This window comes from Pseudoalteromonas espejiana DSM 9414 (genome assembly GCF_002221525.1).
GTDB lineage: Bacteria > Pseudomonadota > Gammaproteobacteria > Enterobacterales > Alteromonadaceae > Pseudoalteromonas > Pseudoalteromonas espejiana.
Window position 1 is genome coordinate 1,758,629 of sequence record NZ_CP011028.1, and the last position, 13,339, is coordinate 1,771,967.

Annotated in this window: 12 protein-coding genes; 6 read left to right on the top strand and 6 right to left on the bottom strand. The window is 40.1% G+C overall.

Translation table 11 applies throughout. The features are described 5' to 3' along the window. Positions 1-176: 176 nt before the first annotated feature. On the bottom strand, positions 177-566 hold the full coding sequence (locus PESP_RS08080; RefSeq protein WP_089347573.1) for a YkgJ family cysteine cluster protein: 390 nt from the start codon (positions 564-566) through the stop codon (positions 177-179). Between the two features lie 234 nt (positions 567-800). On the opposite strand from PESP_RS08080, the gene PESP_RS08085 reads away from it, so the two are divergent. From PESP_RS08085 to PESP_RS08095, 3 genes are read left to right on the top strand one after another with little or no spacing between them, the layout of a single operon-like run. Continuing rightward, a complete protein-coding gene (locus PESP_RS08085; protein ID WP_089347574.1) occupies positions 801-1,229 on the top strand; it encodes a tetratricopeptide repeat protein in 429 nt (142 codons plus the stop codon). 42 nt (positions 1,230-1,271) lie between these two features. Further along, on the top strand, positions 1,272-1,745 hold the full coding sequence (locus tag PESP_RS08090; RefSeq protein WP_089349125.1) for a hypothetical protein: 474 nt from the start codon (positions 1,272-1,274) through the stop codon (positions 1,743-1,745). 25 nt (positions 1,746-1,770) lie between these two features. Then, on the top strand, positions 1,771-2,373 hold the full coding sequence (locus PESP_RS08095; RefSeq protein WP_089347575.1) for a DUF1287 domain-containing protein: 603 nt from the start codon (positions 1,771-1,773) through the stop codon (positions 2,371-2,373). A 6-nt stretch (positions 2,374-2,379) separates the two neighbouring features. On the opposite strand, the gene yfaE is transcribed toward PESP_RS08095, so the two are convergent. From yfaE to ubiG, 5 genes are all read right to left on the bottom strand, one after another. Beyond that, a complete protein-coding gene (yfaE, locus tag PESP_RS08100; protein WP_089347576.1) occupies positions 2,380-2,652 on the bottom strand; it encodes a class I ribonucleotide reductase maintenance protein YfaE in 273 nt (90 codons plus the stop codon). Next, positions 2,652-3,782 (bottom strand): class Ia ribonucleoside-diphosphate reductase subunit beta, encoded by a 1,131-nt coding sequence (gene nrdB, locus PESP_RS08105; RefSeq protein WP_089347577.1) that lies wholly within the window; start codon positions 3,780-3,782, stop codon positions 2,652-2,654. The genes yfaE and nrdB overlap by 1 nt, the downstream gene beginning before the upstream one ends. A gap of 73 nt (positions 3,783-3,855) precedes the next feature. Next, on the bottom strand, positions 3,856-6,138 hold the full coding sequence (gene nrdA / locus PESP_RS08110) for a class 1a ribonucleoside-diphosphate reductase subunit alpha (protein WP_089347578.1): 2,283 nt from the start codon (positions 6,136-6,138) through the stop codon (positions 3,856-3,858). Positions 6,139-6,550: 412 nt separating this feature from the next. After that, positions 6,551-7,231 carry an HAD family hydrolase gene (locus PESP_RS08115; RefSeq protein ID WP_089347579.1) on the bottom strand — a complete coding sequence of 227 codons (681 nt, stop codon included), beginning with the start codon at positions 7,229-7,231 and terminating at the stop codon, positions 6,551-6,553. Further along, complete coding sequence (gene ubiG, locus PESP_RS08120) at positions 7,231-7,941, bottom strand: bifunctional 2-polyprenyl-6-hydroxyphenol methylase/3-demethylubiquinol 3-O-methyltransferase UbiG (RefSeq protein WP_089347580.1); 711 nt, start codon at positions 7,939-7,941, stop codon at positions 7,231-7,233. Before ubiG ends, PESP_RS08115 begins: the two co-directional genes overlap by 1 nt. Positions 7,942-8,119: 178 nt before the next feature. Between ubiG and gyrA the strand changes: the two genes are divergently transcribed. The 3 genes from gyrA (at position 8,120) to aroA (ending at position 13,289) form a co-directional block, all read left to right on the top strand. After that, the gene (gyrA, locus tag PESP_RS08125) at positions 8,120-10,819 is read left to right on the top strand and encodes a DNA topoisomerase (ATP-hydrolyzing) subunit A (RefSeq protein ID WP_089347581.1); all 2,700 of its coding nucleotides are present in this window, start codon (positions 8,120-8,122) and stop codon (positions 10,817-10,819) included. Positions 10,820-10,929: 110 nt separating this feature from the next. After that, positions 10,930-12,012 carry a 3-phosphoserine/phosphohydroxythreonine transaminase gene (gene serC, locus PESP_RS08130; protein WP_089347582.1) on the top strand — a complete coding sequence of 361 codons (1,083 nt, stop codon included), beginning with the start codon at positions 10,930-10,932 and terminating at the stop codon, positions 12,010-12,012. After that, the gene (aroA, locus tag PESP_RS08135; protein ID WP_089347583.1) at positions 12,012-13,289 is read left to right on the top strand and encodes a 3-phosphoshikimate 1-carboxyvinyltransferase; all 1,278 of its coding nucleotides are present in this window, start codon (positions 12,012-12,014) and stop codon (positions 13,287-13,289) included. The genes serC and aroA overlap by 1 nt, the downstream gene beginning before the upstream one ends. Positions 13,290-13,339 lie beyond the last annotated feature (50 nt).

Here is a 13,339-nt window from a genome sequence, read left to right on the forward strand (position 1 = left end):
AATTTTAAAAATTCGCGGTTATTATGTTGTGATATAATATAACACCGCAATATTGACTTATCAACAATGTTATACTATAGCTTAAAGTTTTGCGATAAATAAACACTTAAATAAGTTGAATTTTTAAGCGCACATTTTATTTATTAAAATGGTTATACTGTGGTAAGTAAACGCGCTTATGTGCGGCTATCTATCATAATTATATTAAGTTTGTGTTGTGCTCTGGTTTGATTTTGTATATCAACGGGCTCTATCATTTCGCATTCATCACGGATCATTTCAGAAACTAAGCTTGGGTAATGGCGGCAATCTTCAGGGCGGTCTAGATAAATACTGCAGGTGTACAGTGTTTTATCGTGTGGGGCTTTTTTAGGCGCAATTTCTAAAAAAGGGCAGGTGGAGAGCCTTACGCCTGTTGTAGGGTCAAACCAAATCTCATCATCTTTTACGTATTCATATATATTCGGGTTAAATAGCGCCCACATTTCTATTTCATCTGTTGTTACGCTTAAATCACCGCCACCGTATTTAATACAGCATTTACCACATTGGTTACACTCTTTCATATTTTTGCCGGCAGGTATGTTTAGTAATTATTGAGTGTAGCATTGTCATTAGACTATTAGGCGTATTATAAATTTAATTTTAAATCAAAGCCTGTAATTGCAACGCGTTATTAATTATTAATGTATTATTACGCCATATAAAGGCCGTATATAATTATTTAAAGTGGCTGAAATTCGTATTTTAGTAAAAATTAAATCACAAATTTGTTTAGCGCTATTAAAGGATAGTTTTTGATGATGAACACCAAAGTATACAAAGCAGTACACGATTTAGCAGAGCAACTTATGGATGCGGCTAATAAAAACGACCGTAAAAGGTTTGAATTGTTATTTTTAAAACTTAAAACACTATGTGAAGAAAACGAAAATACGTCAAAAGATCACCCTGTACAGTGGGAAACCCTTGCTGATTTTACAGAAGAGCTTGAAGAAGCAATTACTACGTATGAAAAAGCGCTCGAGAAATCAATTGCTATAAATAATAAAGATCACATGTCGTCGGTGGCTTATTCAATGGCTACGTTACAGATAGAGCTTGGTCAAAAGGACGAAGCCATTAAAAATTTAAAAGATGCTAAAGTAAGCGCGAATAAAATTTCAGATAAAGAACTTAAAGCTGAAATTCATGATTTACTTGAATCCCTCACTGAAGAAGAAGGTTAAATAGTTAAAGCCACAATTATAAGTTAAGGTTTGATTATGGATATGTTGAACAAAATAGAGCAATGGATTGATAAAACAAATACAGATTATAAATCGCAAAGGGTGTGTTGTAGTCAATTTAAAAATGAATTTGCAGATTTTTACCCTTTGGATTTTTTAAACGATGCGTTTTATGTTGTGGTTAATAACATCCCAAAACCAGATTTTGCAGAGTTGCATGCTATGGGGCTGAGCGATTTTATTGATATGGACGCTGCTGGCATTACCTATAAAAACACCTATTATGTTTTGCCACACATGCTAGACAATTTACGTGTGCATTTTCATGAATTAGTTCATGTCGCGCAGTGGGCTGAACTTGGTTCAATTGCATTTATGCAGCGTTATATGAGTGAAATTCAGCAGGTTGGTTATCATAATGCACCACTTGAGCTAATGGCTTATGAGCTTGATGCGCACTTTGCAGATGCAGGCAAGGGAATAAATGTTCCTAAGTATGTAGCTAACTCCCTTTAATAATACCGTTTTTAAAGGATTTTATATGATTCGGTCTCATTTATTTTTGTTCACGCTTATATCTTTTTCTGGTGCTGCTAATACGTTTAATGAAGACATAACCGCAGCTTTAATCGAAAGAACAACGCATAACATTACCTATAATGGCGCTTACTATTCAATTGGCTACCCAGGTGGCGATGTGCCGAGCAATATTGGGGTATGTACCGATGTAATTATTAGGGCGTACCGCACACTTGGCGTGGATTTACAAAAACGCGTACACGAAGACATGCAAGCACACTTTACTCAATATCCGTCAATGCGTATATGGGGGTTATCAAAACCTGATAAAAATATAGACCATCGACGTGTGCCAAATTTACAAGTGTATTTTAAAAAGCACGGCGTTGTTTTAGCAAAATCTACAAACCCCAATGATTACAAAATCGGGGATATAGTCACGTGGATGTTACCGGGTAATTTACCGCATATAGGCATGGTTGTAAGTGCAAGCACAGAAGAAGGCGATAACCCGTTAATAGTGCATAATATTGGCCGAGGGCCTGAAAAAAGCGACATGTTGTTTGCTTATCCGATCACCGGGCATTACCGTTATGCAAGCGAGCATTTTACTGCTGCCAATTAGCACTCTCTATTTTAGATTTATACTAATGTGACCATTAGGTTTACAGCAGCACAGCAGTATTTCTCCTTCGCGTACAAACGCAAGAGGCTCTTCGTTATATTCAACATTACCGGTTACTAAAGTAGCTCTGCAGGCACCACAATAACCTTCGCGGCATTGATACGCTACGGCTATTTTTTGGTTTTCTAAGCAATGTAAAACAGAAGGGCAGCCAGTGGTAAATTCTATACACTGGCTGTTATCTGCAAGCGTTATGCTTGCAGTGGGTTTGTCACTCATTATAAATCAAAGTCACCAAATTCAGAGGCATCAACTTGTGAGTCAATTTGACCTACAAGGTATGAGCTAATTTCAGCTTCTTGTGGCGCTACTTGCACATTATCTGATACAAGCCATGAATTAATCCATGGGATAGGGTTGCTGTTATTTTCAAACTGAGCAGGTAGGCCAATGGCGGTCATACGTGCATTAGTAATGTATTCAACATACTGACATAAAATGTGCTTATTTAAGCCAATCATTGAGCCGTCTTTGAATAAGTATTCTGCCCATTCTTTTTCTTGCTCTGCTGCTTCTACAAACATTTTAATAGCTTCTTCGCGGCACTGCGCAGCAACAATCGCCATTTCTGGGTCGTCTTTACCATCTTGCATAATGTTTAAAATATGCTGAGTACCCGAAAGGTGAAGTGCTTCATCACGTGCGATTAGCTTGATGATTTTAGCGTTACCTTCCATTAGCTCACGCTCTGCAAACGCAAACGAACACGCAAAGCTTACGTAAAAACGAATGGCTTCAAGAATGTTTACCGACATCATCGCAAGGTAAAGTTTCTTTTTAAGCTCGAATAAATTAACAACAACTGTTTTACCGTTAATTTCGTGCTTGCCTTCGCCGTAAAGGTTGTATAGCGATACAGAATTAATTAAATCATCGTAGTAGGTAGTTACCGCATCAGCGCGTTCACTGATTTTATCGTTACTTACAATGTCATCAAAAATAAGTTCTGGTGATTGAGTTACGTTACGAATAATGTGCGTGTAAGAGCGGCTGTGAATTGTTTCGCTAAACGCCCATGTTTCTATCCATGTTTCTAGTTCAGGAATAGACACAATAGGAAGTAGGGCAACGTTTGGCGAGCGGCCTTGAACGCTATCAAGTAATGTTTGATATTTTAAGTTACTTAAAAATATGTGCTTTTCGTGCTCAGGTAAGGCTTGAAAGTCTAAACGGTCTTTACTTACGTCTACTTCTTCCGGACGCCAAAAAAACGAAAGTTGCTTTTCGATCAATTTTTCAAAAATTGGGTATTTTTGTTGATCGTAACGCGATACGTTAACTGTTTGGCCAAAAAACATTGGCTCTTGCATTTGATTATTATGATTACGACTAAAAGTAGTATAAGACATGTCTATCACTCAAAAAACTATCACTAAAACTATCAGGACAAAGCGGGCAAAGAGCCCGCTTTAAGTTTAACTATTAAATTTTACACGCGCCGCCTGCACAATCATCATCTTCCACTTCTGGAGTGTCGTCTTGTGCATCTGATGCGCCATCACGGGTGTTATGGTAATAAAGTGTTTTAACACCAAGCTTGTAGGCACCTAGTAAGTCTTTTAGTAAGACTTTCATAGGTACTTTACCGCCTTCGTATTTGTTTGGATCATAATTTGTATTGGCCGAGATAGTTTGGTCAATAAATTTTTGCATTATGCCCACTAACTGCAAGTAACCATCGTTTGATGGAATGTCCCACAGTAGTTCGTAGTTATCTTTTAGGCGTTCGTATTCTGGCACTACTTGCTTTAAAATACCGTCTTTACTTGCTTTAACGCTAATGTGACCACGTGGTGGCTCAATACCGTTAGTTGCGTTGGAAATTTGCGACGATGTTTCTGATGGCATTAACGCACTTAGCGTTGAGTTACGCATACCATGCTCTTGAATGCTAGCACGTAACGAATCCCAATCTAAGTGAAGTGGCTCATCACAAATTTTATCTAGGTCACGTTTGTACGTATCTGTTGGCATAATACCTTGAGAGTACGTAGTTTCGTTAAATTTAGGACACGCACCACGTTCTTTAGCAAGCTCGTTTGATGCTTTCATTAGATAGTATTGAATAGCTTCAAATGTTTTGTGCGTTAGTGCATTTGCACTGCCGTCTGAGTAACGCTTACCATTTTTAGCCAGGTAGTATGCGTAGTTAATTACGCCTATGCCTAACGTACGACGACCCATAGTTGCATTTTTTGCAGCCGGTACAGGGTAGTCTTGGAAATCTAGCAGGTTATCAAGTGCGCGAACTGCAAGCTCAGCTAGCTCTTCAAGTTCATCGAGTGACTCAATAGCACCTAAGTTAAATGCAGATAACGTACACAGGGCAATTTCGCCTTCTTCATCGTTTACGTTATTTAACGGCTTAGTTGGTAATGCAATTTCTAAACATAAGTTAGATTGGCGAATTGGCGCCACTTTAGAAATAAACGGGCTGTGCGTATTACAGTGATCAACATTTTGTAAGTAAATACGACCGGTGCTTGCACGCTCTTGTGCAAACATTGAGAAAAGCTCAATCGCTTTAATACGCTTTTTACGAATAGACTCGTCTTGCTCGTATTTAGTGTAAAGCGCGTCAAACTCGTCTTGATCTTCAAAGAATGCGTCGTAAAGGCCTGGCACGTCTGATGGGCTAAATAATGTAATGTAATCGTCTTTGATTAAACGAGAGTACATTAGCTTATTAAACTGTACGCCGTAATCTAAGTGACGAACACGGTTATCATCAACACCACGGTTATTTTTAAGTACAAGTAGGTTTTCTACTTCTAAGTGCCAAAGCGGGTAGAACAACGTTGCTGCACCGCCACGTACACCACCTTGTGAACAGCTTTTAACGGCAGTTTGAAAGTGCTTGTAAAACGGGATACAACCAGTGTGGTACGCTTCGCCATTACGAATATGGCTACCTAGAGCACGAATACGACCTGCGTTAATACCAATACCGGCACGCTGCGAAACGTATTTTACAATGGCTGATGACGTTGCATTAATTGAGTCAAGGCTGTCGCCACATTCAATAAGAACACATGAACTAAATTGACGAGTAGGCGTACGTACACCCGACATGATTGGCGTAGGCAATGATATTTTAAACATCGATACCGCATCGTAAAAACGTTTGATGTAATCAATACGGGTTTCACGCGGGTAGTCTGAGAACAAGCTTGCGGCTACTAAAATATATAAAAACTGTGCACTTTCGTATATTTCGCCCGTTACACGGTTTTGAACCAAGTATTTACCTTCAAGCTGTTTTACGGCGGCGTAGCTAAAGTTAAGATCGCGTGAGTGATCTAGGTATGCATCTAGCTCGTCAAGTTCTTGCTCTGTGTAATCTACAAGTAAGTGCGCGTCGTAGCGTTTGTCTTCAACCATTTTAGTAACGTGGTCAAATAAACGAGGTGGCTCAAATTGGCCATACGCTTTTTTTCGTAAATGGAATACAGCTAAACGAGCAGCTAAGTACTGGTAGTCAGGCGACTCTTTAGAAATTTGATCGGCTGCTGCTTTAATAATGGTTTCGTGAATATCTTTAGTACGAATACCATCGTAAAATTGAATGTGTGATTTTAACTCAACTTGCGAAACCGATACGTTGTTTAAACCTTCGGCGGCCCATTCAATAACGCGATGGATCTTATCAAGATCAAGAGGCTCTTTACGCCCGTCACGCTTGCTTACAGATAACTGTTGGTTCATAGCTTTGCCTGTATTCCTTGGGGATTTAGTATTTTGACCAATGCTTTATACCTCGCAATAGCAAGGTACGTATTCATTTATTATAAGTTTCACCGTGTTGGCGAATTTAATTGAATAACATTTGGCCACAATATCTGGTGTTGTTCAATTTAGAGATCACAAGATAGTGTGGTCTGAGTTGTTTTGCAAGGGACATAATTGCCCCTATTTGTGGATAACTTTGGGATAACGCAATTGTGTTAGTAGACACTCACCCTCGAACAATCATTTAAGTTGAAATATGTAAAAATCAACTAATGATCAGCTAAATTTACGCAATTTGAAAATAAATTTCGACTGCTTTTTTTATCATCAAGCTTTGCGTAAAAACTAACACAATCACAATATATAGTGTTTATTAATTAACATAGCACTATATATGGTTAAAACCGTCAATTGGACTTTGCCAGTTAAAACTTGCATCCCAACCAAGCGCATCGTCAAGGCTCGGTATATAGCCCCAAAGTGCAGTAGCGGTTTGCATACCCGCCGCTTTCCCTGCTTCTATATCTCGTTGTGCATCACCTATGTATAAACAACGACTAGGCGCAACATCCATTAGTTTTGCGCAGTGTAATAAGGGCATGGGGGAGGGCTTTGCTTCTGTTAGCGTATCACCACTTATAATAACACTGGCATTTTTTAACGCAGGGATCGCTGCCACTAAAGGATCGGTTAAAAAGCCGGGTTTGTTGGTCATTATTCCCCATTTTATATTTTGGTTTTCAAGCGCAATTAATAAAGGCTCTACACCATCAAAACAGCGTGTGTGTTTTGCTATATTTTGGCTGTAATAATCAACTAGCTGTTTAATTCGCTCTGTTTGCGGTTGAGTGGCCCATTGTTCTTTAAAGCCCAGTTCAAGTAATGCGCCGGCACCATTAGATGCTGCTTTACGGTATTCATCAGGACTAACGCGGGCAATGCCTTGGCTTTTAAGTACAGCATTAAGTGCTGCACCTAAATCGTCAGCGGTATCAAGCAAGGTGCCGTCTAAATCAAATAAAAAAGCGTCGTACTCAAAAGGTGTTAAGGGTGAGTTTAAATGGTCCATTACGCTAGCTTCTGAAAATGTAGAATGTAATTAACACTTACATCGGTATTAAGCGCATATTGCTTTGAAAGCGGGTTATAAGAAAGGCCTGCACTTGCGCGTACTTTTAATCCTGCTTGTTCAGCCCAAGCAATTAATTGCGCAGGTTTTATAAACTTTTTATGGTCATGAGTGCCCTCGGGAACCATTTTTAACAGTTTTTCTGCGCCAACAATGGCGTATAAGTACGCTTTAGGGGTTTTATTAAGTGTTGAAAAAAACACATCAGCCCCGGGTTTTGCAAGCTCAGCTACCGCATGAATAATAGAGGCAGGGTCGGGCACGTGCTCTAACATTTCCATGCAAGTAATTACATCAAAGCGTGCTGGGTGCTGCGTTGCAAACTCTTCTGCGGGTACTTTTATATAATCTACATTCACGCCGGTCTCAAGGCTATGCAATTTGGCTACAGTTAATGGCTCTTGGCCCATATCTATACCTGTAACACGTGCACCCATACGCGCCATGCTTTCGCTGAGTATACCGCCACCACAGCCTACATCGAGGGTTTCTTTGTCAAAAAGCCCTTGTGTTTTGTTGGCCACAAAGTCCAATCGTAACGGGTTAATTTCGTGAAGAGGTTTAAATTCTCCATCTTGATCCCACCAACGCTCTGCGATGGCTTCAAATTTTGCTATTTCTGCGTTATCTACATTTTGATGTTCGGTCATAAAATACTTCCTCGTCAATCTGAGGCCATTATATAGGGCTAAATTGATAAATCGCAAAGTTTTGCGCCTGTAAATCTAAATTAATTGTGATAGCATGGTCGCTTAGAAATAATAACAAATACTCTTGGCGCCTAATACCGGGTTGCTAAGAGCTGATACTGAAGGAATGTGATATCAAATGACTGATCTCGCCAATGAAATTCTGCCAGTCAATATCGAAGACGAGTTAAAAAACTCCTACCTTGATTACGCAATGAGCGTAATTGTAGGACGTGCACTACCAGACGTACGTGATGGTTTAAAACCTGTTCACCGCCGCGTTTTGTTTGCAATGAACGAGCTTAGTAATGACTGGAATAAACCTTACAAAAAATCGGCCCGTGTGGTCGGTGACGTAATCGGTAAATACCACCCACACGGCGACAGTGCAGTTTATGACACAATAGTTCGTATGGCTCAGCCATTCTCACTACGTTATATGCTTGTAGATGGCCAAGGTAACTTCGGTTCGGTTGATGGTGATTCAGCAGCGGCAATGCGTTATACAGAAGTACGTATGGCAAAAATGTCGCATGAGTTATTAGCCGATCTTGAAAAAGAAACGGTTGATTTCGTTCCTAACTACGATGGCACAGAGCAAATCCCTGACGTACTACCAACGAAGGTTCCTAATTTATTAGTGAATGGTTCTTCTGGTATTGCGGTAGGTATGGCTACTAATATCCCACCTCATAACTTAACTGAAGTGGTTAATGGTTGTTTAGCGCTTATTCAAAACCCTGATTTAACTATTCATGAGTTAATGGATTATATTCCGGGTCCTGATTTCCCAACAGCAGCAATCATTAATGGTAAAAAAGGCATTGAAGATGCCTATTTAACTGGCCGTGGCAAAGTGTACATGCGTGCACGCGCCGACATCGAAACCGATGAAAAAACAGGCCGCGAAACCATAATTGTTCACGAAATCCCTTATCAAGTTAACAAAGCGCGCTTAATTGAAAAAATTGCAGAGCTTGTAAAAGATAAAAAAATCGAAGGGATCAGTGCACTACGTGATGAATCAGATAAAGACGGTATGCGTATCGTTATCGAGATCAAACGTGGTGACGTAGGCGAAGTAATATTAAACAACTTATATTCACAAACCCAGTTACAAACTGTGTTTGGTATGAATATGGTTGCATTAATTAATAACCAACCTAAGTGTTTCAACCTAAAAGAAATGCTTGAAGAGTTTGTTATTCACCGCCGTGAAGTGGTTACTCGCCGCACTGTATTTGACCTACGTAAAGCCCGTGACCGTGCTCACACCCTTGAAGGTTTAGCGATTGCGCTTGCCAACATTGACCCAATTATTGAGCTTATTCGTAAGTCGCCTACACCTGCTGAGGCTAAAGTTGCTTTAACAGCGCGTCCATGGGAGCTAGGTAACGTAAAAGCGATGCTTGAAAAAGCAGGCGAAGACAACGTAGCGCGTCCTGATTGGCTAGCAAGTGACCTTGGTATTCGCGATGGTCAGTACTATATATCTGAGCAACAAGCACAAGCGATTCTTGATTTACGTTTACATAAATTAACTGGCCTTGAGCATGAAAAAATCTTAACAGAGTACCAATCACTGTTAGATTTAATAGCTGAGCTATTACACATCTTAGGTAGCCCAGAGCGTTTAATGGAAGTTATTCGTGATGAGCTAGTTGAAATTAAAGAGCAATATGGTGATGAGCGTCGTACAGAAATTAATGCCGCAGCACACGATATTAGTCTTGAAGATTTAATCAACGAAGAAGACGTAGTAGTTACGCTTTCTCACGAAGGTTACGTTAAGTATCAGGCATTGTCTGACTACGAAGCGCAGCGTCGTGGTGGTAAAGGTAAATCAGCAACGAAGATGAAAGATGAAGATTTCATCGAGCGTCTACTCGTTGCTAATACCCACGATACCATTTTGTGTTTCTCTACAGCAGGGCGTTTATATTGGCTTAAAGTATACCAGTTACCACTTGCAAGTCGTGCCGCGCGTGGTAAGCCAATTGTTAACTTACTACCGCTTGAAGATGATGAGCGTATTACTGCTATTTTACCTGTACGCGAGTACGAAGAAGATAAATACATCTTTATGGCTACAGCATTTGGTACAGTGAAGAAAACACCACTGACTGCTTATAGCCGTCAACGTGCAAGCGGTATTATTGCTGTTAACCTAAATGAAGGCGATAGCCTAATTGGTGTTGATATTACCGATGGTAGCAACGAAATTATGTTGTTTACTGATGCCGGTAAAGTTGTACGCTTTAAAGAAGCTGAAGAGTCAGCAGTTGTTGATGAAAACGGCAACCCAGTGCTTGATGAGCAAGGCAACCCTGAGATTCGCTTCAAAGGCGTTCGTCCTATGGGTCGTACTGCTACCGGTGTTCGCGGTATTAAAATGGCCGATGATCAACGTGTAGTATCGTTAATCGTACCAAAAACTGACGGGGCTATTTTAACTGTTACTGAAAATGGTTACGGTAAACGTACACAACTTGAAGATTACCCATCTAAGAGCCGTGCAACACAAGGTGTTGTATCGATTAAGGTGAGTGAGCGTAACGGTGCTGTAGTAGGTGCTGTACAAGTTGACGACAACGACGAAATAATGATTATTTCAAACCGTGGTACCTTAGTACGTACTCGCGTTAATGAAGTTTCTACGGTTGGACGTAACACCCAAGGTGTTATTTTGATCAGAACTATTGACGAAGAGCAAGTAGTTGGTTTACAACGTATCGAAGAGATTGAAGTGACTGATAGTGACTTGATTGATATTGAAGACGTTGAAACGGTTGATACAGTGAATGAAGAAGCAACGGATGATAATCCACCTTCTGAATAACTGAGATTGAAAAAGCGGCTAAGGCCGCTTTTTTTAATCATGTTGAAAAAAACTAATAATACTTTTTTGTATTGCAAGAAAGATTAAATTACTGGAATGAGGCAAAGGTAATGAGTAAATATAATTTTTGTGCGGGACCAGCTATGCTTCCGCAAGCGGTTATGAAAAAAGCACAAAAAGAATTCTTAGATTGGCAAGACTTAGGCGTATCGGTGATGGAGATAAGTCACCGTAGTAAAGATTTTTTAGCACTTACAGCTAAATGTGAAGCAAGCCTGCGCCGTTTAATGAATATTAGCGACGAGTTTGAAGTGTTATTTATGCACGGTGGTGGCCGCGGTCAATTTAGTGCGGTGCCTTTAAACTTACACCAAAATGGCAAAAATGCTGTTTATTGTGAAAACGGTGTGTGGTCAAAAAGCGCAACCGACGAAGCTAATAAATTTACTCAAACACAATCAATCAATGTAAGAAATGACTCAGAAGGTCAGTTTTCTATAAAGCATGTAACTGATTGGGAATTACCAGCAGATGCCTCATATATTCATTACTGCCCAAATGAAACCGTAGATGGGCTTGAGATTTTTGATGTGCCTAGCCACCCAAACGCACCAATTATTGCTGATATGTCGTCGACTATTTTGTCGCGTGAAATTGACGTAAATAAATTTGATTTAATTTACGCTGGTGCACAAAAAAATATTGGCCCTTCAGGTATTGCTATCGTTATTGTTCGTAAAACATTACTTGAGCGCGAAGGGTTAGCAAAGCCAGGTATTTTAGATTACGCACTAGAAGCAAAACAAGGCAGTATGTTTAACACGCCACCTACCTTTGCTTGGTATTTAGCGGCTGAAGTATTTGAATGGCTTGAGCAAAATGGGGGTGTTAAAGCCATGGAAGCGCAAAATATCGCAAAAGCGCAGCTACTTTATGACTTTATTGATGAATCGCCTTTTTATACAAACAAAGTAGCTAAGCATTGCCGTTCACGAATGAATGTACCGTTTTGGCTGAATGATGAAAGCTTGAATGACAAGTTCGTTACGCAATCTAAAGACGCAGGCTTACTAGCACTAGAGGGCCACAGAATAGTAGGGGGCATGCGTGCAAGTATTTACAATGCAATGCCTCTTGAAGGTGTACAAGCCCTTGTTGATTTTATGGCAGCCTTTGCTAAGGAGAACAGCTAATGGAACAACTTAAATTAGCGCCCATTTCTCGTGTAAATGGTACAGTGACATTACCTGGCTCAAAAAGCCTATCAAACCGTATTTTACTTTTAGCAGCCCTTGCCAATGGCACAACGGTTGTTGAAAATTTATTAGACAGTGATGATATTCGTCACATGTTGGGCGCTTTAAAGCTTTTAGGTGTAAATGTAACACTTAATGACGAGCGTACCGTGGCAACAGTGCAAGGCGTAGGCGGTGTTTTTAAAACACCTAGTGAGCCGTTGTTTTTAGGCAATGCGGGTACTGCATATCGCCCTTTAACAGCGGTTCTAGCAGCTGTTTCAGGCGAGTATGAGCTAGTGGGTGAGCCACGCATGGAAGAGCGCCCAATAGGGCATTTGGTTGATGCTCTGCAAGCACTTGGCGGTGATATTACCTACACTAAACACAAAGATTATCCACCACTTAAAATTGTCGGTGGGCAAATTAATGGCGGCGAAGTTGAAATTGACGGCAGTATATCGAGTCAGTTTTTAACCGCATTATTAATGGCCGCCCCATTATTTAGTGGCGATACACAAATAACGATTAAAGGCACGTTAGTGTCTAAGCCTTATATTGATATTACGCTTGATGTAATGGCGCGCTTTGGTGTGAGTGTTGAACATAACCATTACACAACATTTAAAGTAAAAGGTGGCCAACAGTACCAATCACTTGAGCGTATAATGGTTGAAGGTGATGCATCATCAGCGTCTTATTTTGTGGCCGCTGCGGCAATTGCCGGTGGTGAAATTGAAATAAAAGGGGTAGGCGCTAAATCAGTTCAAGGTGATATTGGTTTTGCAAAAGTAATGGAACAAGTTGGCGCTAAAATACAATGGTATGATGAGCGTTTAGTTGTTAGCAAAGGCGAATTAAATGGCGTAGACATAGACGCTAACGCAATTCCTGATGCGGCAATGACGCTTGCAACTGTTGCTTTATTTGCCAAAGGCCCAACCGCTATTCGTAATATTTATAACTGGCGCGTTAAAGAAACTGACCGTTTATATGCAATGGCTACAGAGCTTCGTAAAGTCGGTGCTGAAGTTGTTGAAGGTGATGATTTTATAGAAATTACCCCACCAAGAACATTTAATGATGTTGCTATTGATACCTATGACGATCACCGTATTGCTATGTGTTTTTCAATGGTAGCGGTAGGTGGAAAGCCTATTACGATTAACGATCCTAAGTGCACATATAAAACTTTTCCAACCTTTTTCAAGGTTTTAGCATCAGTGAGCGAATAGGCTTTTTATAAATAATTATAAAAAGTTACACACTAAAGCGGATCTATTTG